Origin of the sequence: Cellulomonas humilata (genome assembly GCF_013359775.1) — a bacterium.
GTDB lineage: Bacteria > Actinomycetota > Actinomycetes > Actinomycetales > Cellulomonadaceae > Cellulomonas > Cellulomonas humilata.
Window position 1 is genome coordinate 19,869 of the sequence record NZ_JABMCI010000066.1, and the last position, 22,566, is coordinate 42,434.

Annotated in this window: 18 protein-coding genes; 17 read left to right on the forward strand and 1 reads right to left on the reverse strand. The window is 71.9% G+C overall.

Translation table 11 applies throughout. The features are described from left to right. The first annotated feature begins 7 nt into the window (after window positions 1-7). The 16 genes from HP550_RS12125 (at window position 8) to HP550_RS12200 (ending at window position 19,366) form a co-directional block, all read left to right on the forward strand. Window positions 8-559, forward strand: coding sequence for a NuoB/complex I 20 kDa subunit family protein (locus HP550_RS12125; RefSeq protein WP_056088757.1), 552 nt, complete (start codon window positions 8-10; stop codon window positions 557-559). Beyond that, window positions 556-1,350 carry an NADH-quinone oxidoreductase subunit C gene (locus HP550_RS12130; protein WP_175347954.1) on the forward strand — a complete coding sequence of 265 codons (795 nt, stop codon included), beginning with the start codon at window positions 556-558 and terminating at the stop codon, window positions 1,348-1,350. Before HP550_RS12125 ends, HP550_RS12130 begins: the two co-directional genes overlap by 4 nt. Beyond that, complete coding sequence (locus HP550_RS12135; RefSeq protein WP_175347955.1) at window positions 1,347-2,696, forward strand: NADH-quinone oxidoreductase subunit D; 1,350 nt, start codon at window positions 1,347-1,349, stop codon at window positions 2,694-2,696. Before HP550_RS12130 ends, HP550_RS12135 begins: the two co-directional genes overlap by 4 nt. After that, window positions 2,693-3,529 (forward strand): NADH-quinone oxidoreductase subunit NuoE, encoded by an 837-nt coding sequence (gene nuoE / locus HP550_RS12140; RefSeq protein ID WP_175347956.1) that lies wholly within the window; start codon window positions 2,693-2,695, stop codon window positions 3,527-3,529. The genes HP550_RS12135 and nuoE overlap by 4 nt, the downstream gene beginning before the upstream one ends. Continuing rightward, window positions 3,529-4,860 carry an NADH-quinone oxidoreductase subunit NuoF gene (gene nuoF, locus HP550_RS12145; protein WP_175347957.1) on the forward strand — a complete coding sequence of 444 codons (1,332 nt, stop codon included), beginning with the start codon at window positions 3,529-3,531 and terminating at the stop codon, window positions 4,858-4,860. Before nuoE ends, nuoF begins: the two co-directional genes overlap by 1 nt. Then, on the forward strand, window positions 4,857-7,436 hold the full coding sequence (locus tag HP550_RS12150; RefSeq protein WP_175347958.1) for an NADH-quinone oxidoreductase subunit G: 2,580 nt from the start codon (window positions 4,857-4,859) through the stop codon (window positions 7,434-7,436). Before nuoF ends, HP550_RS12150 begins: the two co-directional genes overlap by 4 nt. Further along, entirely contained in the window at window positions 7,433-8,779 is a 1,347-nt protein-coding gene (nuoH, locus tag HP550_RS12155) for an NADH-quinone oxidoreductase subunit NuoH (protein ID WP_175347959.1), read from the forward strand. Before HP550_RS12150 ends, nuoH begins: the two co-directional genes overlap by 4 nt. Further along, entirely contained in the window at window positions 8,772-9,566 is a 795-nt protein-coding gene (gene nuoI, locus HP550_RS12160; RefSeq protein WP_175347960.1) for an NADH-quinone oxidoreductase subunit NuoI, read from the forward strand. Before nuoH ends, nuoI begins: the two co-directional genes overlap by 8 nt. Then, window positions 9,563-10,495, forward strand: a complete 933-nt coding sequence (locus HP550_RS12165; protein WP_175347961.1) for an NADH-quinone oxidoreductase subunit J — start codon at window positions 9,563-9,565, stop codon at window positions 10,493-10,495. The genes nuoI and HP550_RS12165 overlap by 4 nt, the downstream gene beginning before the upstream one ends. Next, window positions 10,492-10,791, forward strand: coding sequence for an NADH-quinone oxidoreductase subunit NuoK (gene nuoK / locus HP550_RS12170; protein WP_175347962.1), 300 nt, complete (start codon window positions 10,492-10,494; stop codon window positions 10,789-10,791). The genes HP550_RS12165 and nuoK overlap by 4 nt, the downstream gene beginning before the upstream one ends. A 58-nt stretch (window positions 10,792-10,849) precedes the next feature. After that, on the forward strand, window positions 10,850-12,787 hold the full coding sequence (gene nuoL / locus HP550_RS12175) for an NADH-quinone oxidoreductase subunit L (RefSeq protein WP_343048148.1): 1,938 nt from the start codon (window positions 10,850-10,852) through the stop codon (window positions 12,785-12,787). 15 nt (window positions 12,788-12,802) lie between these two features. Further along, window positions 12,803-14,347 carry an NADH-quinone oxidoreductase subunit M gene (locus HP550_RS12180; RefSeq protein ID WP_175347964.1) on the forward strand — a complete coding sequence of 515 codons (1,545 nt, stop codon included), beginning with the start codon at window positions 12,803-12,805 and terminating at the stop codon, window positions 14,345-14,347. Continuing rightward, window positions 14,344-16,029: an NADH-quinone oxidoreductase subunit NuoN gene (gene nuoN / locus HP550_RS12185; protein WP_175347965.1), complete on the forward strand. Its 1,686-nt coding sequence runs from the start codon at window positions 14,344-14,346 to the stop codon at window positions 16,027-16,029. Before HP550_RS12180 ends, nuoN begins: the two co-directional genes overlap by 4 nt. A 46-nt stretch (window positions 16,030-16,075) precedes the next feature. Continuing rightward, window positions 16,076-17,083, forward strand: coding sequence for a polyprenyl synthetase family protein (locus HP550_RS12190; protein ID WP_175347966.1), 1,008 nt, complete (start codon window positions 16,076-16,078; stop codon window positions 17,081-17,083). 71 nt (window positions 17,084-17,154) lie between these two features. Continuing rightward, window positions 17,155-18,546, forward strand: a complete 1,392-nt coding sequence (locus tag HP550_RS12195) for an RDD family protein (RefSeq protein WP_175347967.1) — start codon at window positions 17,155-17,157, stop codon at window positions 18,544-18,546. A gap of 88 nt (window positions 18,547-18,634) precedes the next feature. Then, on the forward strand, window positions 18,635-19,366 hold the full coding sequence (locus tag HP550_RS12200) for a PP2C family protein-serine/threonine phosphatase (RefSeq protein WP_175347968.1): 732 nt from the start codon (window positions 18,635-18,637) through the stop codon (window positions 19,364-19,366). On the opposite strand, the gene rarD is transcribed toward HP550_RS12200, so the two are convergent. Continuing rightward, the gene (gene rarD, locus HP550_RS12205; RefSeq protein WP_175347969.1) at window positions 19,329-20,309 is read right to left on the reverse strand and encodes an EamA family transporter RarD; all 981 of its coding nucleotides are present in this window, start codon (window positions 20,307-20,309) and stop codon (window positions 19,329-19,331) included. The genes HP550_RS12200 and rarD overlap by 38 nt on opposite strands. A gap of 302 nt (window positions 20,310-20,611) precedes the next feature. Here rarD and HP550_RS12210 point away from each other — a divergent pair, with 302 nt between their 5' ends. Next, window positions 20,612-22,417, forward strand: coding sequence for a carbohydrate-binding module family 20 domain-containing protein (locus HP550_RS12210; RefSeq protein ID WP_175347970.1), 1,806 nt, complete (start codon window positions 20,612-20,614; stop codon window positions 22,415-22,417). Window positions 22,418-22,566 lie beyond the last annotated feature (149 nt).

A 22,566-nucleotide genomic window follows, 5' to 3' on the forward strand; every position in this document is an offset into this window, starting at 1 on the left:
TGTTGAGATGGGCATCGAAGAGGCACCGTCGGGGTTCCTGCTGACGACGGTCGAGGACCTGGTCGGCTACTTCCGCAAGGCGTCGCTGTGGCCGGTCACGTTCGGTCTGGCCTGTTGCGCCATCGAGATGATGGCCGCGGGCGCCAGCCGGTTCGACATCTCGCGGTTCGGCATGGAGGTCTTCCGCGCGTCCCCGCGCCAGGCCGACCTCATGATCGTCGCCGGCCGCGTGAGCCAGAAGATGGCCCCCGTGGTCCGCCAGGTCTACGACCAGATGTCCGAGCCCAAGTGGGTGCTCTCGATGGGCGTCTGCGCCAGCTCCGGCGGCATGTTCAACAACTACGCGATCGTGCAGGGCGTCGACCACATCATCCCGGTCGACATCTACCTGCCCGGCTGCCCCCCGCGCCCCGAGATGCTCATCAACGCGATCCTGGCCCTGCACGAGCAGATCGAGAACGAGCCGCTGGGCGTCAACCGCAAGGAAGCCGCTGCCGCCGCGGAGGCCGCCGCGCTGGCCGCGACGCCGACGTCGCAGATGACGGGGCTGCTCAAGTGACAGAGAAGACCGACGCCGCCGACGCCGTGAAGCCCGGTGGCGGCAGCGACGCGACGACCGCCGCGCAGAAGACCAGCGAGGCCGCCCTCGAGGCCGGCTCGCAGAACGTCCCCGCGGAGGGGCGCACGCAGATCGACGTCGTCGACGTCCGCCGCGGCATGTTCGGCGCCAGCGGCTCGGGTGACACCTCCGGCTACGGCGGGCTCGTCACCGCGATCGCCCTGCCGGGCCCCAGCGAGCGGCCGTACGGCGGCTGGTTCGACGAGGCCGTGGACATCCTCACCGAGGTGCTGGACGAGTCCGGCACGACGTTCGCGGCCGCGGTCGAGTCCGTCGTGGTGGACCGCGAGGAGCTCACGCTGCACGTGGCGCGCGAGCACATCGTCGAGGTCAGCCAGGTGCTGAGGGACGACCAGGACCTGCGGTTCGAGCTCAGCCTGGGCGTCTCGGGCGTGCACTACCCGCACGACGCCGGCCGCGAGCTGCACGCCGTCTACCACCTCGTCTCGGTGACCCACTCGCGCCGGCTGCGGCTCGAGGTCGCGGTCCCGGACTCCGACCCGCACCTGCCGTCCACGGTCTCGGTCTACCCGGCCAACGACTGGCACGAGCGCGAGACCTACGACTTCTTCGGGATGATCTTCGACGGTCACCCGGGTCTGGCCCGCATCGAGATGCCCGACGACTGGCCGGGCCACCCGCAGCGCAAGGACTACCCCCTCGGGGGCATCCCGGTCGAGTACAAGGGCGCCACCGTGCCGCCCCCGGACCAGCGGAGGTCGTACCGATGACCACCCAGACACCCCGATCTACAGCCCACGTCGTGGACGCTGACACCGAGGGCGTCCCCTCCTTCGAGGCGTCCGGCGGCGACTGGTCCGAGATCGCCGAGGAGGCCGCCCGCCTCGGCGAGGAGCGGATCGTCGTCAACATGGGCCCGCAGCACCCGTCCACCCACGGCGTGCTCCGGCTCATGCTCGAGATCGACGGCGAGACGGTGACCGAGGCCCGCGCGGGCATCGGCTACCTGCACACCGGCATCGAGAAGAACATGGAGTTCCGCACCTGGACCCAGGGCGTGACCTTCTGCACCCGCATGGACTACGTGGCGCCGCTGTTCCAGGAGGCCGCGTACTGCCTGGCGGTCGAGAAGCTGCTCGGCATCACGGACGACGTGCCCGAGCGGGCCACCGTCATCCGCGTGCTGATGATGGAGCTCAACCGGATCACGTCGCACCTGGTCTGCCTGGCCACCGGCGGCAACGAGCTGGGCGCGACGACGATCATGACCGTGGGCTTCACCGCCCGCGAGGAGATCCTCAAGATCTTCGAGCTGATCTCCGGCCTGCGCATGAACCACGCGTACATCCGCCCGGGTGGGGTCGCGCAGGACATCCCGCCGGGCGCGATCGACACGATCCGCGAGTCGCTGGTGACGGTGCGTCAGTACTTCAAGCAGCTCGAAGACCTGATGATGGCCAACCCGATCCTGCACCTGCGGCTCAAGGACGTCGGCTACCTCGGCCTGTCCGGCTGCATGGCGCTGGGCATCACCGGGCCGGTGCTGCGCTCGGCGGGCCTGCCGTACGACGTGCGCAAGGCCAACCCGTACTGCGGGTACGAGACGTACGACTTCGAGGTCCCGGTCGCGCAGTCCTCGGACTCGTGGGGGCGCCTCGTGCTCCGCGTCGAGGAGTGCTACCAGTCGATGAAGATCGTCGAGCAGACCCTGGACCGCCTCCAGAAGATGGGCCCAGGCCCGGTCATGGTCGAGGACAAGAAGATCGCGTGGCCCGCGCAGCTGGCCATCGGGTCGGACGGCATGGGCAACTCCCTCGACCACATCCGGGAGATCATGGGCACCTCGATGGAGGCCCTGATCCACCACTTCAAGCTGGTCACCGAGGGCTTCCGCGTGCCGGCCGGCCAGGTGTTCCAGACGGTCGAGCACCCCCGCGGGGAGCTCGGCGTGCACCTGGTCTCCGACGGCGGGACGCGGCCGTACCGCGCCCACTTCCGGGACCCCTCGTTCAACAACCTGCAGGCCACGTCGATCATGTGCGAGGGCGGGCAGGTGGCCGACGTGGTCGTCGCCGTCGCGTCCCTCGACCCGGTGCTGGGAGGGGTGGACCGATGAGCATCGAGACCAGCCGCGTCCACAAGACTGCGTACGACGCCGAGACGCACGCGCGGCTCACCGTCGACTCGGACGCGATCGTCGCCCGGTACCCGCAGGCGCGGTCGGCGCTGCTGCCGATGCTGCACCTGGTGCAGTCCGAGGACGGCTACGTCAGCCCCCGGGGCATCGCGTTCTGCGCGGCGCACCTGGGCCTGTCCACCGCCGAGGTGTCCGCGGTCGCGACGTTCTACACGCAGTACAAGCGGCACCCCAACGGCACGTACACGGTCGGTGTCTGCACCAACACCCTGTGCGCGATCATGGGCGGCGACGCCATCTGGGAGGACCTGTCCGACCACCTGGGCATCGGGCACGACGAGACCACCGACGACGGGGTCATCACCCTCGAGCGCGTCGAGTGCAACGCAGCCTGCGACTACGCACCGGTCGTGATGGTCAACTGGGAGTTCTTCGACAACCAGACCCCGGACAGCGCGCGCCAGATCGCCGACGACCTGACCGCGGGCAAGCCGGTGGTCCCGACGCGCGGCGCGGCGAGCGTCTGCTCGTTCAAGGAGATGTCCCGCGTGCTGGCCGGGTTCGGTGACGGCCGGGCCGACGAGGGCGTCGGGGCCGGCGTGCCGACCCTGCGCGGCGTCGAGCTGGCCCGGGCCGAGGGCTGGACCGCAGCCGAGTTCCCCGACGCGACGGGCTCCGCAGGTGCGGGCGCCACGACGCCGACGGTCGGCGGTGAGCAGTCGAGCGCGCAGCGTCCGGCCACCACCCCGGCCGACGTCTCGCCCGCTGCCGAGCTCAAGAAGCAGTCCACCGACGACGCGAAGGAGTCGTGATGGCGACGACCCTCACCCCCGTCCTCACGGACACGTGGGACGCCGACCGCTCCTGGTCGCTCGCCACGTACGAGGACGCGGGCGGCTACCGCGGCCTGCGCAAGGCGCTCAGCCTGCCGGCCGCCGACGTCGTCACCATGGTCAAGGACTCCGGCCTGCGCGGGCGCGGGGGAGCCGGCTTCCCGACGGGCATGAAGTGGGGCTTCCTGCCTGCGCCCGACGGCGGACCCCGCTACCTGGTGGTCAACGCCGACGAGTCCGAGCCGGGGACCTGCAAGGACATCCCCCTGATGATGGCCAGCCCGCAGCACCTGATCGAGGGCATGATCATCACCAGCTACGCGATCGGCTGCCACCACGCGTTCATCTACGTGCGCGGCGAGGTGCTGCACGTCTACCGCCGCCTGCTGAACTCGATCGAGGAGGCGCGCGCCGCGGGCTACCTCGGCACCGACATCCTCGGCTCCGGCTTCGACCTCGAGATCACGCTGCACGCCGGTGCGGGCGCGTACATCTGCGGCGAGGAGACGGCGCTGCTCGACTCGCTCGAGGGCCTGCGCGGCCAGCCGCGGCTGAAGCCCCCGTTCCCCGCCGTCGCCGGCCTGTACGCCCGGCCGACCGTGGTGAACAACGTCGAGTCGATCGCGTCCGTGCCCGGCATCGTCGCCGGCGGCGCGGACTGGTTCACCTCGATGGGGACGGAGAAGTCGCGGGGGCACGGGCTGTTCTCGCTCTCCGGGCACGTGACCCGGCCCGGTCAGTACGAGGCGCCCCTCGGCATCACGCTCCGCGAGCTGCTGGAGATGGCCGGCGGCATCCGCGAGGGCCACGAGCTGAAGTTCTGGACCCCCGGCGGATCGTCGACCCCGATCTTCACGGCCGAGCACCTCGACGTCCCGCTGAGCTACGAGGCGGTCGACGAGGCGGGCTCGATGCTCGGCACGCGCGCGCTCCAGATCTTCGACGAGACCACCTCGGTGGTCCGCGCGGTCACGCGGTGGACCGAGTTCTACAAGCACGAGTCCTGCGGCAAGTGCACCCCGTGCCGCGAGGGCACGTACTGGCTGACGCAGGTGCTGCAGCGGATCGAGGCGGGGCAGGGCACGCTCGCCGACATCGACCTGCTGCTGGACCTGTGCGACAACATCCTCGGCAAGGCGTTCTGCGCCCTGGGTGACGGCGCCACCAGCCCGATCACCTCCGCCGTGCAGTACTTCCGCGAGGAGTTCGTCGCCGGGACGCACACGCCGGCGGACGTGCTCTTCCCGCCGGAGCTCAGCTCTCTGTTCTCCTACACACCGAAGCACGAGCTCGCTGGGGTGCACGCATGACGATCCTGTCCTCCGGGCCGACGACCTCCCTCGTCCCGGCAGCGCCGGTCGCGCCCGTCGAGCCCACCGGAGATCTCGTCACCTTCACGGTCGACGGCATCGAGACCGCCGTGCCCAAGGGCACGCTGGTCATCCGCGCCGCCGAGCAGCTGGGCATCCAGATCCCGCGCTTCTGCGACCACCCCCTGCTCGCCCCGGCCGGCGCGTGCCGCCAGTGCCTGGTCGAGGTCTGGGCGCCCGGGCGCGACGGTGCACTCGCCAAGATGCCCAAGCCCCAGGCCAGCTGCACGCTCGAGGCCACCCCGGGCATGCAGGTCAAGACCCAGCACACGTCTCCCGAGGCCGACAAGGCCCAGCACGGTGTCATGGAGCTGCTGCTCATCAACCACCCGCTCGACTGCCCGGTCTGCGACAAGGGCGGCGAGTGCCCGCTGCAGAACCAGGCGATGAGCAACGGTCGCGCCAGCACGCGGTTCGTCGACGTCAAGCGCACGTTCCCCAAGCCGATCGCGATCTCCACGCAGATCCTGCTGGACCGCGAGCGCTGCATCCTGTGCCAGCGCTGCACCCGGTTCTCCGAGGAGATCGCGGGCGACGTGTTCATCGACCTCCAGAAGCGCGGCGCCAACCAGCAGATCGGCACCTTCGACGCGAACGTGCTCGGGTTCGTCGGCGAGGCCCCGCTGGGCGCCTCCGCCGAGGACACGTCGGGGCGTCCGTTCGCGTCCTACTTCTCCGGCAACACCGTGCAGATCTGCCCGGTCGGGGCTCTGACCAGCGCGGCGTACCGGTTCCGGTCCCGCCCGTTCGACCTGGTCTCCACCCCGGGCATCGGTGAGCACGACTCGCAGGGGTCGGCCATCCGCATCGACCACCGCCGCGGCGTCGTCCTGCGCCGCTTGGCGGGCGAGGACCCGACGGTCAACCAGGAGTGGATCACCGACAAGGACCGCTTCGCGTTCACGTGGCAGTCGGCGCCGGACCGCATCACCACCCCGCTGATCCGCAACGCGGACGGCGAGCTCGAGCCCGCCAGCTGGGTCGAGGCGCTCGACGTCGCCGCCGCCGGCCTGCGTGCCGCGCAGCAGCCGGACGACCCGCGCGACACCGCGATCGGCGTCGCCGTGCTGCCCGGCGGACGCCTGACGCTCGAGGACGCCTACGCGTACGGCAAGTTCGCCCGCGTCGCGCTCGGCACCAACGACGTCGACGGGCGCGCGCGCCCGCACTCGGCGGAGGAGGAGACCTTCCTCGGCCACCACGTCGCGGGCCACACCCTCGAGGTCACGTTCGCTGACCTGGACCGTGCGCCCGCCGTGCTGCTCGTCGGCCTCGAGGCCGAGGAGGAGGCGGGGATCGCGTTCCTGCGCCTGCGTGACGCCGTCATCTCCCGCAAGCTCCGCGTGCTGTCCGTCGCCGCCCTGGAGAGCCGCGGTCTCCAGCGGCTGTCCGGCACGCTGCTCCCGGCCGCGCCCGGCACCGAGGCCGAGATCCTCGACGGCATCGGCTCCGACCCGGCGCTCGCCGAGACGGCGACGCTGCTCGGCACCGCCGGCGCCCTCGTGCTCGTCGGCGAGCGCCTGGCCGGTGTGCCCGGGGGCTTCTCCGCGGCCGTCCGGCTCGCGCAGCGCACCGGCGCCCGGCTGGCCTGGGTGCCGCGCCGCGTGGGTGAGCGGTCCGCCGTCGAGGCCGGTCTGCTGCCCTCGCTGCTGCCCGGCGGCCGTCCGGTCGCCGACTCGGCCGCCCGGGTCGACCTCGCCGCCGCCTGGGGCGTCGAGCACCTGCCCGCCGAGGCGGGCCGCTCGACCACCGAGATCCTCGCGGCCGCGCGTGCGGGGCTGCTCGGCGGCCTCGTCGTCGGCGGCCTCGAGCTCGCGGACCTGCCGGACCCGGCCATCGCCCGCGAGGCGCTCGACCGGGTCACGTTCCTGGTCTCCCTCGAGGTCCGGCACTCGGAGGTCACCGACCGCGCCGACGTCGTCCTGCCCGTCGCGCCGCCCACCGAGAAGCCCGGCACGTTCGTGACGTGGGAGGGGCGCCCGCGCCCGTTCCCGCAGGCGCTCGTGTCGCACTCGATGGCCGACCACCGCGTGCTGGACCGGCTGGCCGACGCCCTCGGCGTCGAGCTCGGCCTGCAGACGATCGGGGCCGTGCACGACGAGCTCGACCAGCTGGGCGGCTGGGACGGCGCACGCGTCGGCGCCCCCGACGTGCCCGCCGCCGAGCCGCCCGCGGTCACGCCGGGGACGGCCGTGCTGGCCACCTGGCACCAGCTGCTGGACGGCGGCCGGCTCCAGTCGGGCGAGCCGTTCCTCGCCGGTACCGCCAAGCGCCCGGTCGCCCGCATCTCGGCCGGCACCGCCGCCGCGGTGGGCGTCGAGGACGGCGGCAACCTGACCGTGTCCACCGACGCGGGCTCCCTCACGCTGCCGGCGGTCGTCACCGAGATGCCGGACCACGTGGTGTGGCTGCCGACCAACGCGGTCGGCGCGGGCGTCCGCGACGCCCTGCACGCCGACGCGGGCCACCTGGTGCGCCTCGCTCCGGCACACCGTCACCTGGAGGCCAGCGCATGAGGATCCTCGGCGAGGCCGTGGCACCCGTCACCGCCGACTTCAGCAACGACACCTGGTGGATCTGGCTGATCAAGGCCGTCGCCATCGTCGTGTTCCTGCTGACCAGCGTGCTCATCGCCATCTGGTTCGAGCGCAAGGTCGTCGCCCGCATGCAGGTGCGGCCCGGCCCGAACGTGCACGGCCCCTTCGGGTTGCTCCAGTCGCTCGCGGACGCCATGAAGCTCCTGGTCAAGGAGGACATGACGGTCAAGGCAGCGGACAAGCTGGTCTACATCGTCGCGCCCATGATCGCGGTGTTCTGCTCGCTGCTGACGTTCGCGGTCATCCCGTTCGGGCCCAACGTGAGCATGTTCGGTGTCAACACCCCGATCCAGCTCACCGACTTCCCCGTGGCGGTCCTCTACATCCTCGCGTGCGCCTCCGTCGGTGTGTACGGGATCGTGCTCGGTGGCTGGTCGTCCGGGTCCACGTACCCGCTGCTCGGTGCGGTCCGCTCGACCGCGCAGGTCATCAGCTACGAGCTCGCGATGGGCCTGTCGCTGGTCAGCGTGTTCATCCTGGCCGGCTCCATGTCGACGTCACAGATCGTCACGTCGCAGACCGCGGTGTGGTGGTTCCTGCCCCTGCTGCCGGCGTTCGTCATCTACATCATCTCGATGGTGGGCGAGACCAACCGCCTGCCGTTCGACCTCCCGGAGGCCGAGGGCGAGCTGGTGTCCGGGTACATGACCGAGTACTCGTCGATGAAGTTCGCGTGGTTCTTCCTGGCCGAGTACATCAACATGCTCAACGTCTCGGCGGTGGCCACCACGCTGTTCCTCGGCGGCTGGCGCGCGCCGTGGCCCCTGTCGGCCATCAACGACGGCATGTTCAACCAGGGCTGGTGGCCGGTCCTGTGGTTCCTGGCCAAGCTCTGGCTGCTCATGTTCGTGTTCGTCTGGATCCGCGGCTCGGTGCTGCGGTTCCGGTACGACCAGTTCATGAAGATCGGCTGGAAGCTGCTCATCCCGTCGGCCCTCGCGTGGGTGGTCTGCGTGGGCGTCGTGCAGGGCGTCCGGCAGTTCTCCGGCCTGGACCTGCGCACGATCCTGTTCGTGCTCGCCGGGATCGTGCTGGTCGGCCTCCTCATCTCCTTCCTCATCCCGGAGAAGAAGGAACCCCCCGCCCCGAAGCGACCTCCGGGTCCGCAGGTGTACGACCCCTACGCAGGCGGGTACCCCGTGCCTCCGCTGCCGGGGCAGGTCCTGCCGCCCTCGCCGCGCAAGCAGCGAGCAGCCGCGGCCGCTGCGGCGGACGCCGAGAACACGACCCCCCAGGTCACCCAGGAGGTGCACGGTGGCTGACCACCGCAAGCCAGTCCGCAAGCCGGCCCAGCCCGCGAAGGGCAAGGCCGTCGCGCCGAAGCCGCGCGCCGGCGAGGTCGCGGTCCCGGACGAGGGCTACACCTCGCTCATCGAGCCGCGGGGGGCCCTCTCGGAGCTGTTCGCGCCCGTGGGCGGGTTCGGCGTCACGCTCTCGAACATGTTCCGTCCGACGGTGACCGACCAGTACCCGTCGGAGAAGGCCCCGACCAAGCCGCGGTACCACGGTCGCCACCAGCTCAACCGGTACGCCGACGGCCTGGAGAAGTGCATCGGGTGCGAGCTGTGCGCCTGGGCCTGCCCCGCGGACGCGATCTACGTCGAGGGTGCGGACAACACCCCCGACAACCAGCGCTCGCCGGGGGAGCGGTACGGCAGCGTCTACCAGATCAACTACCTGCGCTGCATCTTCTGCGGGCTGTGCATCGAGGCGTGCCCCACGCGCGCGCTGACCATGACCAACGAGTACGAGCTGGCCGGCCCGACGCGCGCCGGGATGATCTGGGAGAAGCAGGACCTGCTGGCCCCGCTGCGCAGCGGCATGCTCCAGGCGCCGCACCCGATGGTCGAGGGCACCACCGACACGGACTACTACCACGGGACCGTCACCGGCTCGACGCCGGCGCAGGCCGCGTGGGTCACCGAGCACCGTCCCGACGACCCGACGCTGCCCGGCGGCGCGGGGCTGGACGCGGCGAACGTGCCCGGTGAGACGGCTGCCGTCATGGCCGCGACCGTGGCCGCCGCGACGAAGCAGGGGAAGCGATGAGCGCGCTGGCCACCACCCTGCTCGAGACGGGGGAGACCTCGACGGCCGAGGCGGTGCTGTTCTGGACGCTCGGGCCGATCATGGTGCTCGCCGCCCTGAGCCTGCTGTTCGCCAAGAAGGCGGTGCACGCCGCGCTCTCGGTGGTCGTCGTGATGATCTCCCTGGCGTTCCTCTACGTGGCGCAGGACGCAGTGTTCCTCGGGGTCGTGCAGGTGGTCGTCTACACCGGCGCCGTGATGATGCTCTTCCTGTTCGTGCTCATGCTCGTCGGCGTCGACAGCTCGGACTCGCTGGTGGAGACCATCCGCGGGCAGCGCTGGATCGGTCTGCTGGCGGGCGTCGGCCTGGGTGTGGTGCTGGTCGGCGTCGTCGGCCGCGCGACCTACGACAAGCCGTTCGGGCTCAGCGGCGAGGCGACCGACAACAACCCCACCGGCGTCGCGCACATCATCTTCGGCCAGTACGTGTTCGCGTTCGAGGTGGTCGGCGCCCTGCTGGTCACCGCGGCGCTCGGCGCGCTCGTGCTCACGCACCGGCAGCGGCTCACCCCGCGCGCCGGCCAGCGGGAGCGGGCGGACGCGCGTGTCGCCGCCGGCGCGACGCTCACGCCGCTGCCGGCACCGGGTGTGTACGCCCGGCACAACGCCATGGACGTCCCGGCGCTCGGACCCGACGGGCAGCCGCTGGAGAGCTCGGTCCCCCGGGTCCTGCGGATCCGCGGCCAGGAGGCCGACGCCGAGGAGTTCGCGGCGCGGACGGAACGCGTCCTCGCGGGGGTCTCCCAGGTGCGTGGGAACCTGCCTCCGCAGGCCGCGCCCGAGGGCGCAGCCGTGAACGCGCCCGACCTCGGTGCCGCGCTCAGCGACACCGGACAGAACGGCCCGTCGACCGGCCCCGCCGGCGTCGTCGGACAGGAGGACGGCGCGTGAGCCTGACCCACTACCTGGTCCTCTCGGCGATCCTCTTCTCGATCGGCGCGACGACGGTCCTGCTGCGGCGGAACGCGATCATCGTGTTCATGGGCGTCGAGCTCATGCTCAACGCCTCGAACCTGATGCTCGTGACGTTCGCCCGGATCCACGGCGACCTGACGGGCCAGGTGCTCGCGTTCTTCGTGATGGTCGTGGCCGCCGCCGAGGTGGTCGTCGGGCTGGCGATCATCGTGGCCATCTTCCGCACCCGACGCTCGGCCTCGGTCGACGACATCAACCTGTTGAAGAGCTGAGGGGCGGGACGTGCACACCCTGACAACTCTGGTGGCTAGCCTGCCGTCCGAGAGCTTCGTGCCTGCCAGCGAGACGGTCGACGGCGGCTCGTTCGTCCTCGCTCCGCTGCTCATCGCGCTCCCGCTGCTCGGCGCCGCGGTGCTCCTGCTCGCCGGTCGCCGGTCGGACCGGTGGGGCCACTGGGTCGGCGTGCTCGCATCCGCCGCCGCGTTCGTGGTCGCAGCGATCGTGTTCGTCGCGATGCTCCAGCGCCCCGAGGACGCCCGCGTGCTGGACGTGCAGCTCGGCACCTGGATCGATGCCGGCGCGTTCCAGCTCGACGCGGGACTGCGGCTCGACCCGCTGTCGCTGACGTTCGTCCTGCTGGTGACGTTCGTCGGCACCCTGATCCACGTCTACGCCGTGGCGTACATGGAGCACGACGTCGACCGCCGCCGGTTCTTCGCGTACCTCAACCTGTTCGTCGCGGCGATGCTCATCCTCGTGCTGGCCGACAGCTACCTGCTGCTGTTCGTCGGCTGGGAGGGCGTCGGCCTGGCGTCGTACCTGCTCATCGGGTTCTGGAACCACAACTACGACTACGCGGTCGCCGCCAAGAAGGCGTTCGTCGCCAACCGCATCGGTGACCTCGGCCTGATCATCGCGCTCGGGCTCATGTTCGCGGCGTTCGGCGCGGTGGACTTCGGGACGGTGCTCTCCGGCGAGCACGGCAGCACGAGCCAGGGCACGATGACCGCGATCGGGCTCATGCTCCTGCTGGCCGCGTGCGGCAAGTCGGCGCAGTTCCCGCTCCAGTCCTGGCTCGGCGACGCGATGGCCGGCCCGACGCCGGTGTCCGCGCTCATCCACGCCGCGACGATGGTCACCGCCGGCGTCTACCTCATCGTCCGGTCGGCACCCCTGTTCGACGCGGCACCGACGGCCCAGCTGGTCGTGGTCATCGTCGGCGCCATCACGCTGCTGTTCGGGGCGATCGTCGGCTGCGCCAAGGACGACATCAAGAAGGCGCTGGCCGCCTCGACGATGTCGCAGATCGGCTACATGATCCTGGCCGCCGGCCTGGGCCCGGTCGGGTACGCGTTCGCGATCTTCCACCTGATCACGCACGGCTTCTTCAAGGCCGGCATGTTCCTCGGCGCCGGCTCCGTCATGCACGGCATGGACGACCAGGTGGACATGCGCCGCTTCGGTGGGCTCGCCCGGTACATGACCATCACGTGGCTGACGTTCATGGCCGGCTGGCTGGCCATCATCGGCGTCCCGCCGTTCTCCGGGTTCTTCAGCAAGGACAAGATCATCGAGGCCGCGTTCGTCCCGGTCGACGGGTCGCCATGGCGGGCCTGGGTGTTCGGCGGCGTCACGCTGCTGGGCGCCGGGATCACCGCGTTCTACATGTCCCGGCTGTTCTTCATGACGTTCGAGGGCGAGCGCCGCTGGTCCACCAAGCGCGACGGCACGGCGCAGCACCCGCACGAGTCCCCGAGGCTCATGACGTGGCCGATGATCGTGCTGGCCGCCGGGTCGATCGGGCTCGGGTTCTTCCTGAACCTGGGTGGCCGGTTCGTCGACTGGCTGTCGCCGGTGCTGGGGCACGCGGAGCACGAGGAGCCGGTGCTGCCCATCTGGGTGATCACCGTCCTCACGCTCGGGCTCGTGATCGTCGGCGTGGTGATCGCCTGGCGGCGGTACGCCGTCTCGCAGGTGCCCGTCATCCCGCCGGTGGGCACCGAGCTCACCCGCGCCGCCCGCGTCGATCTCTACCAGGACTCGGTCAACGACGTCCTGCTCGTCGAGCCGGGGCAGGCACTCACCCGCTCGCTCGTGTACGCGGACCGCACGGTCATCGACGGCACCGTCACCGGGGTCGGCCTGTCCACCGTCCTGCTGGGCGGGTGGGCGCGGCGCCTGCAGACCGGGTACGTCCGGTCCTACGCCGCGTCGATGCTGCTCGGGCTCGTCGTCCTCGTCGTCGTCGTCCTGGTCATCCAGAACTGAGGAGTGCTCACACCGATGTCGTCCTCCTTCCCCTGGCTGACCGCCCTCATCGTCGTGCCCCTGCTGGGCGCGGTGGCGCTGTGGGTGCTCCCGGCCGGCCGCACCCGGGCCGTCGCGCTCGGCGTGGCTCTGCTCGAGCTCCTGCTCGGCGTCGCGGCGCTCACCGCCTTCGACGTCGCCGACGCCGGCACCGTCCAGCTCTCCGAGGTGCACGGCTGGATCCCCGCGTTCGGCGTGTCCTACGCGGTCGGCGTCGACGGCGTGGGCCTGATCCTCGTGCTCATGTCGGTGCTGATCGTGCCGCTGGTGGTGCTCGCCGCCTGGCGCGAGCAGGGCGCGCTCACCGTCGCCACCGATCAGCTGCGCCGGTACCTGGCCCTGGTCCTGCTGCTCGAGGCCTTCATCGTCGCGGTGTTCGCGGCGCGTGACGTGTTCTTCTTCTACGTCCTGTTCGAGGCCATGCTCATCCCGGTCTACTTCATGATCGGGCTGTTCGGCGGCGCACAGCGCAGGTACGCGGCCGTGAAGTTCCTGCTCTACTCGCTGACCGGCGGGCTGATCATGCTGGTCGCCGTGATCGCCCTGTACCTCCAGGGGCCGGGCGGTCCGCAGGGGTTCCTCACCGACAACCTCACCGGGATCGCGCTGGACCCGACCGCCGAGAAGCTCATGTTCAGCGCGTTCTTCCTGGCGTTCGCCATCAAGGCGCCCATGTTCCCCGTGCACACCTGGCTACCGGATGCCGCCGAGAACGCCCCCGCCGGCACCTCGACCCTGCTGGTCGGCGTGCTGGACAAGGTCGGCACGTTCGGGATGCTCACGCTCTGCCTGCCGCTGTTCCCGAACGCGTCCCGCTGGGCGGCGCCGGTGGTCATCGTGCTCGCCGTGATCTCGATCCTGTACGGGGCGCTGCTCGCGATCGGGCAGAAGGACCTCATGCGCCTGATCGCGTACACGTCGGTCTCGCACTTCGGGTTCATCGTGCTGGGGATCTTCGCGTTCACCTCGACGTCGGTGGCCGGCTCGTCGTTCTACATGGTCAACCACGGGCTCTCCACGGCGGCGCTGTTCCTCATCGCCGGCTTCCTGGTGGCCCGACGCGGCTCGCAGCAGATCGCCGACTTCGGCGGGCTCCAGAAGGTGGTGCCGGTGATCGCGGGGACGTTCCTGGTGGCGGGCCTCTCGGCGCTGTCGCTGCCGGGTCTGTCGACGTTCATCAGCGAGTTCCTGGTCCTGGTCGGCACGTTCGCCCGGCACCCCGCCGCGGCCATCGTCGCGAGCCTCGGCGTGGTGCTCGCCGCCATCTACGTGCTCTGGACGTACCAGCGCATGTTCACCGGTCCCGTGCGACCGGAGCTCGCCGACATGCCCGACGCGGTCTCCCGCGAGAAGTGGGTCGTCGCGCCGCTGCTCGCCCTCATGGTCGTGTTCGGCTTCGTGCCCGGCCCGGCGCTCGACCTGGTCCGGCCGCCCGCGAGCGTCACGCTCGAGCAGGTGGGCGTGCAGGACGTGCCCGCCGCCACCACTGAAGACGGAACCAACGAAGGGAGCGACCAGTGACCGACTTCGTCGCACCGGACGTCGACTGGGCCGCCCTGAGCCCGGTCGTCATCGTGCTCATCGCCGCCGTGCTCGGCGTGCTGGTCGAGGCCTTCGTACCCGCTCGCGTGCGGCGCACCGTGCAGCTGGCCCTCGCGCTCGTGGCGCTCTTCGGCGCGATCATCGCGGTCGCGGCGCTGTGGAACGGGGTCGAGGACACGGGCGGGACCGTCGTGCTCGGCGGCTCGCTGCTGGTCGACGGTCCCACGCTCGTCCTGCAGGGCACCATCGCCCTGCTCGCCCTGCTGGCGCTCCTGATCATCGCGGACCGCACCGAGACGGGGGAGGACGCGTTCGCGCCCAACGCCGCCGCGGTCCCGGGCTCCGACTACGAGGAGCTCGCGCGCCGCAAGGGAGTGCGCCAGACGGAGATCTACCCGCTGGTGCTCTTCGCCACCGGCGGCATGCTGATCTTCCCGGCCACGGGTGACCTGCTCACGCTCTTCGTCGCGCTCGAGGTCCTCTCGCTGCCGCTGTACCTGCTCACGGGCATGGCCCGGCGTCGGCGTCTGCTCTCGCAGGAGGCGTCGATGAAGTACTTCCTGCTGGGCGCGTTCTCGTCCGCGCTGCTGCTCTTCGGCATCGCGCTGGTCTACGGCTACTCGGGCTCGCTGCGGTACTCGGAGATCGCCGAGGCCACGCAGGTGCCCGGCGGCCTGGACAGCCTCCTGCTCGTCGGCGCGGTGCTCATCCTGTCCGGCCTGCTGTTCAAGGTCGGCGCGGTGCCGTTCCACACCTGGACGCCGGACGTCTACCAGGGTGCTCCGACGCCGATCACGGGCTTCATGGCCGCGTGCACCAAGGTCGCCGCGTTCGGCGCCCTGCTCCGGATCGTCTACACGATGCTGCCGGGCCTCGCGTGGGACATCGACGTCGTGCTCTGGACGGTGGCCATCCTCACCATGGTGGTCGGCACGGTCGCCGCGCTGGTGCAGACCGACATGAAGCGCGTCCTGGGGTACTCCTCGATCGCGCACGCCGGGTTCATCCTCACCGGCATCATCGCGCTGAACGAGTCCGGCATCACCGCCGTGCTGTTCTACCTGCTGGTCTACGGGGCGGCGACCATCGGGGCGTTCGGCATCGTCTGGCTGGTGCGCGAGCGCGCGGGCCGTGCGGACGGGTCGGACGCGTCCGGCCCGATCCTCGGCGAGGCCACCCACCTGTCGCAGTGGGCCGGTCTCGGCCGCACCCACCCGCTGCTCGCCCTCACGTTCGGCCTGTTCCTGCTCTCGTTCGCCGGCATCCCGCTGACGGCCGGCTTCGCGGGGAAGTTCTCGGTGTTCTCCGCGGCGGTCGAGGGCGGCGCCTGGCCGCTAGCACTCATCGGCGTGCTGGCCTCGTCCGTGGCGGTGTTCTTCTACGTGCGGATCATCGTGCTGATGTTCTTCACCGAGCCGGCCGGGGTCGACGACGAGGCCACGGGCGTGACCGCGCTCGCGCCCTCCGCGCAGGGCTTCGCGCTGACGGGGGACACCGCGGTGGTCGTCGAGACCCGGTCGTCGGTCACGACGACGGTCGTGGGGACCGAGGGGTTGGCCGTGGTGGCCATCGCGGTCTGCGCGGTGGTGACGGTCGCCCTCGGGGTGTTCCCGTCCCCGGTGCTCGACCTCATCGCGAGCGTGGCGACGTTCCTGCCCTGAGCGCCGCCTGTCGGGCGGGATCGCTGTGCCGGGATAGGTTCTAGCCGTGACTTCCCTGACGGCCTTCCCGCTGGCCGATCCCGATCTGGCCGAGCGGTTGGCGCTGCGGCTCGCGCTGGTCGAGGAGCGTCTGCGGGACGCGGTGACCAACGTGGACCCCCTGGCGGACGACGCGTCGCGCCACCTGGTCAACGCCGGCGGCAAGCGGCTGCGCCCGCTCCTGACCCTGCTCGCGGCCGAGCTGGGAGACGGCTCGCGGCGGGAGGTCGTCGACGCCGCGGTGGTCGTCGAGCTCACGCACCTGGCCACGCTCTACCACGACGACGTCATGGACTCCGCGCCGCTGCGCCGCGGCGCCCCGGCGGCGCACGAGGTGTGGGGCAACTCCGTCGCCATCCTCACGGGGGACCTGCTGTTCGCGCGCGCCTCCGCCACCGTGGCCGGCCTCGGGCCTGACGCCGTCCGCATCCAGGCCGCCACGTTCGAGCGGCTGTGCCTCGGCCAGCTGCACGAGACGGTCGGCCCGCGCCCGGAGGACGACAAGGTCGCGCACTACCTCCAGGTGCTGGCGGACAAGACCGCCTCGCTGATCGCGACGTCCGCGCGGTTCGGCGCGATGTTCGCGGGCTGCCGGCCGGACGTGGTGGCCACGGTCACCGGGTTCGGGGAGAAGATCGGCGTCGCGTTCCAGCTGGCCGACGACGTCATCGACCTGACCTCCGACGGCGACGTGACCGGCAAGACCCCCGGCACCGACCTGCGGGAGCGGGTGCCGACGATGCCGGCGCTGCTCCTGCGCGCCCGCGCCGCAGGACCGGACGCGACCGACGCGGACCGCCGGCTGGTCGCCGTGCTGGACGGGGACCTCTCGGACGACGGAGACCTCGCGGAGGCTGTCGCGGCGCTGCGCGTGCACCCGGTCGTCGGCGAGACCCGGGACCGCGCGGTCGCGCTGGCGCAGGCCGCCGTCCGCGAGCTCGACCCGCTGCCGGCCGGTCCCGTGAAGGACGCTCTCGTCTCGTTCGCGGACGCGCTGGTGGATCGCGCGTCCTGAGGTCTGCGCGGTAGCCGGATCTGGCACCATGGCGGCGCGGACCCGCACCGGGCCGCAGCCGGAGGACCGCCATGAGCACTGCCCCGATCGGGTCGCCCCCTGGAGCCCCGCGCGCCGCGCACCGGGGTGGGGTCGGTGCTGCGTCGGCTCTGGTCACGCCGGGATCGGTCGCGCCGGTGGGGTCGCGCGTGCTGGCCTACCTCCTGGACGTGGTCGTTGTCGTGGCGGCGGCCGGGCTGGGCTATGCGGTGGCCGCGGCCACGTCGGCACCGCGGACAGCGCTCCTGCTCGCCGCAGCCGCCGCGGGGGTCGCGGTGGCCGTGGGGCAGTGGGTTGCCGAGGCCCGGACCGGCGCGACGCTCGGCAGCGCGGTGGTGGGCATCCGGACCGTGTCGACGTCGACCGGCCGACCCGCGGGCCTGCGGGCGATCCTGGTTCGGCAGCTGGTCGTCGGCGTCGGCGCCCTGGCCTGCGTGGTGGGCCAGTGGGTCGTCGTGTCGTCGGGCACCTGGGACGCCACCCCGGCGCAGCGCGGCTGGCACGACAAGGCGGCCGGCACGCTGGTGCTGCGCGCCCGCGCGGTCCGACGCCCGGTCGCCGGTTCGGGTGCGCGTCCCGCCGGCCGGGTCGTCCCCCCGGCGGCGTCGGGATCGCGGGTCGTGCAGCTGCCCCCCTCGGTCGAGGCGCCGGCAGCGGGCGCGACGGTCTCCGCCGGGCTGGTGCGGAGCGCTCCCGACGGCGGCGCGGGCGCGGCACCGCCACGGAGCGCCGGGCCTGTCATCACGGGGATGCCCGGCGTAGACACCCGTCGGCGCCGCAGCGACCCGCCGACGGTGGTCCCGCTGATCGACGTCCCGTCCGTCCCAGCCGTCGTCGTGCCCTCACGCGTCGAGCGGGCACCCGGTCTGCTCGCCGGTCCGCGGCCCGATCGCACGGGTGCACCCCTCGTGCGGCCGGCGGACCCGGGGATCGGTGAGCTCGAGCGCCTTGCGGATGCTCCGGTGGTGCGGCCGGCGGACCCCGGGCTCGACGACCCGGAGGGCGAACCGGGTCCGGTCCCGACGGACCCCGGGCTGGGCGCCCTGGAGCACACCCGGCTGCGGCCTGCCGTCCCGGCGCCGGCCACCAGCACCCGCCTGCACCTGCGGTTCGACACCGGCGAGGAGGTCGACGTCACGGGCGACGGGCTCGTCGGCCGCAGCCCCGCCGTCGAGCCAGGGATCCAGCACGTGGTGTCGATCGACGACCCGGACCGCTCGATCTCCAAGGTGCACCTCGCGTTCGGTCCCGAGCCCGACGGCCGGCGGCTGTGGGTGGTGGACCGCGGGTCCACCAACGGCACGGTGCTCGTCGGCCCGGACGGCGCCAGCGTCGCGCTGCACCCGGGGACGCGTGCCGTCGTCGAGCCCGGGTGGACGGTGCGGTTCGGCCGGCGGAGCCTGCGGGTCGTCGACGAGGCCTGACCTGCATCGAGGCTGCGCCGACCCGTAGCATGGCCGCCGTGAGGACGCCGACAGCCCAGCAGCGACGCCGGGCCACGGTGGCACGCCGATGATCGACCCTCGGGTGCGCCTGGACGTCGGGGTCGCGACGGCCCGAGGGCAGCGGTCTCGCAACGAGGACAGCCACTGGGCCGCGGACGGGGTGTACCTGGTCGCGGACGGCATGGGCGGGCACGAGGCCGGCGACGTGGCCAGCCGCACGGCGATCGGGGTGCTCCGCGGCCTGGCCGACGGTGCCCCGGGTCCCGACGACGTGCGCCGCGCAGTCCGCGAGGCGCACGCTGCGGTCCGGGACCTCCCGGCGACCACGGGACGGCGCCCGGGTACCACCGCGACCGGCGTCGTCCTCACGGAGCACGGCGACACCCCGTGCTGGCTCGTGGTCAACGTGGGCGACTCGCGGACGTACCGGATGGCCGGAGGAGTTCTCGAGCAGGTCACGCTCGACCACTCCGAGGTCGCGGAGCTGGTGGCCAGCGGCGTCGTCCCGGCCGACGAGGCGAGCCGGCACCCGCGGCGCAACGTGGTGACCCGGGTGCTCGGCGGCGGGGCCACGCAGGTCGAGCCGGACGTGTGGTTGCTGCCGGTCAGCCCGGGCGACCGCATGCTTGTGTGCTCCGACGGGCTGACGGACGAGCTCTCGGACGCACGCATCCAGGCCGAGCTGCGGGCGCAGGAGTCCGCTCAGCCCGCGGCGGACCGGTTGGTGGCAGCCGCCCTCGCGGCCGGTGGCCACGACAACGTCACGGTGCTCGTGGTGGACGCGATCCTGCGGCGCTGACCTCGGCGGCACGTCGGCCGAGCCGCTGCGCGTGCCCGTGGCGGACGCCGTCGACGGTGAGGACTGTGAGCGCCAGCCACACGAGCCCGAAGCCCCACCAGCGCGCGGGCGGCATCTGCTCGTGCAGCACCAGGACGCCGATGAGGAGCTGGAGGGTGGGGGCGATGTACTGGAGCAGCCCGAGCATCGACAGCGGCAGGCGTCGGGCTGCGGTGTTGAAGAGCAGCAGAGGGACGGACGTGACGATGCCCGACGACGCGAGGACCAGGGCGTGCCCGAGCCCCTCGGTCCCGAACGTGCCCGAGCCGACCACGCCCATCCAGAGCAGGTAGCCGAGCGCCACCGGGAACAGGACCAGGGTCTCCACGGCGAGGCCCGGCACGGCCCCGACGCTGCGTCCGACGCGGTTCTTGAGCAGCCCGTAGAACCCGAAGCTCAGGGCGAGCGTCAGCGCGATCCAGGGCAGTTGGCCGTAGCCGGCGGTGATGACCACCACCGCGGCCGCCCCGAACCCGAGCGCCACCCACTGCACGGCGCGCAACCGCTCCCGGAGCACGACGACGGCGAGCGTGACGGTCACGAGGGGGTTGATGTAGTACCCCAGCGCGGCGTCGACCACGCGATCGGTGAGGATGCCGAACACGAACACGAGCCAGTTGACGGCCAGCAGGACTGCCGCGACGGCGAGCACGCCCAGGGTCCGGCGGTTGCGCAGCGCAGCGACGAACGTGCCCCACGTGCGGGTGGCGAGCAGCAGGAGGAGGCAGAACAGCAGGGACCAGACCACGCGGTGCGCGATGATCTCCACCGCTCCGGCCGGTTGGAGGAGCGGGAAGTACAGCGGCAGCACGCCCCACAGGACGTAGGCGCCGACGCCGGTGGCCAGGCCCAGTCCGTCGAGGGCGGCGGCGGGTGCCGGGCGTGCGCTGGGGGAGTCGGTCACGAGCAGAGCCTAGGTCGCGGTTGACGCTGGGTGAGACCTCCCCTAGTGTCCGGTTGCAGCAAGTTTCACCGATGTTGCAGAGCGCATTGCAGCGCTCTGGGCCGCCGGTGCAGCGCGCCCTCCACCGGGTCCCGGTGGTCGGCACACCTCCTCCCGGGGCCGGTCACGCCGGTCCCACCCGCGTTGCCGTGCGCCGCCACCACCCGGTGCGCGACGGGCGGTTGCAGGTCGGTCCCGCGACGGTGCGGTGACCGAGAGCGGCTCGACGACGACGCCGGGCCCCACCTCGAGGAGTGCACCACGTGTCAGACCACACGACCCACACCCGACCGCGCCGAGCCGCGCTCGGCGCCCTGCTCGCCGCCGTGCTGGCCCTCGCCGGGCTGACCGCCGCCGGGCTCACCGCCGCCCAGCCCGCCACAGCCGCACCCGCCACGATGCGGCCGGCCGCCAACCTGTTCCAGTGGACCTGGAACGCGATCGCGCAGGAGTGCACCACCCAGCTGGGCCCGGCCGGCTACGGCTACGTGCAGACGTCCCCGCCCAACGAGCACGTGGTGCTCGCCGGCCAGTGGTGGACGTCGTACCAGCCGGTCAGCTACAAGGTCGCGTCCAAGCTGGGCACCCGCGCCGAGTACAAGTCCATGATCGACACCTGCCGGACGGCGGGGGTCTCGGTGATCACGGACGTCGTCGTCAACCACATGTCCGGCCAGACCACGGCGGGCACCGGGTGGGCAGGCACCGCGTACTCCGAGGAGCGCTACCCGGGACCGGAGGGCGGCTACGGCCCGCAGGACTTCCACGCCTGCAAGACGAACATCAGCAACTACAACGACCGCTACCAGGTGCAGAACTGCCGGCTGGTGGGGCTCCAGGACCTCGACACGGGCAGCGACTACGTCCGCTCGGAGATCGCCGCCTACCTCAACGACCTCATCTCGCTGGGCGTCCGCGGCTTCCGGGTCGACGCGTCCAAGCACATCGCCGCGGTGGACCTCGAGGCGATCCGGGGCAAGCTCACCGACCAGAGCGTCTACATCGAGCACGAGGTGATCGCGGGCAGCGGTGAGCCCGTGCAGCCCGCCGAGTACTTCGGCTCCGGCGACTCCAACGAGTTCAACTACGCCCGGAACCTCAAGTCGGTGCTCCAGAGCGGCAACCTCTCCTCGCTCGGGGCGCTCAAGGACCAGTCCTGGCTGCTGCCGACCGACAAGGCCGCCGTGTTCGTCGACAACCACGACACCGAGCGCAACGGCGAGACCCTGAGCTACAAGAACGGCTCGGACTACCGCCTGGCCAACGTGTTCGCCCTCAGCTACCCGTACGGCTGGCCCACGGTCTACTCGGGCTACGCGTTCAGCAGCACCGACGCCGGTGCGCCCCAGCAGGGCAACGGCAAGGTGAACGACGCCGTGTGCGGGCAGGGCACGTGGACCTGCGCGCACCGCTGGAACGAGACCGCGCACATGGTCGGCTTCCGCAACGCGGTCGGCACCGGTGCCCTGACCAACGTCTGGAGCGACGGCGGCCGGCTGGCGTACGGGCGCGGGTCGCTCGGGTACGTGGCGCTCAACCGCAACGGCTCGGCACTGCAGCGCACCTTCCAGACGTCCCTGCCGGCGGGCCGGTACTGCGACGTGATCAGCGGCGCGACGACCAGCGGCGGCTGCTCGGGCACCACCGTCACCGTGGCGTCCGGCGGCTCGGCGACGTTCACGGTGCCCGCCAACGGCTCGGTGGCCCTGCACGTCGGGCAGCCGGCCGGAGGGACGGCCACCCCCACCCCGACGCCCACGCCGACGCCCACGACGGCCTCGCAGGTCTCGTTCGGCGTCAACGCCACGACGTCCTGGGGTCAGAACGTCTTCGTCGTGGGCGACCGCGCGGAGCTGGGCAGCTGGAACCCGGCGAGCGCGATCGCGCTCTCGTCGGCCACCTACCCGGTCTGGCGCGCGTCGGTGACCCTCCCGGCCGGGACGGTCGTCCAGTACAAGTACGTGCGCAAGGAGTCGACCGGAGCCGTCACGTGGGAGTCCGGCGCCAACCGGACGGTGACGGTGCCCGCGAGCGGGGTGCTCACCCTGACCGACACCTGGCGCAGCTAGAACCGTCCCGGGCGCCGATCTGGTGCGGCGCCCGGGCACCGGACGGGGGTGGCGTCGAGCGCGTGGAGGTGTGCGGCGCCACCCCTTCGCGCGTCTCACGTCTGTCCAGATGGTGGCAGGCGACCGAGGGGCGCCTCACCGTCGGTCCT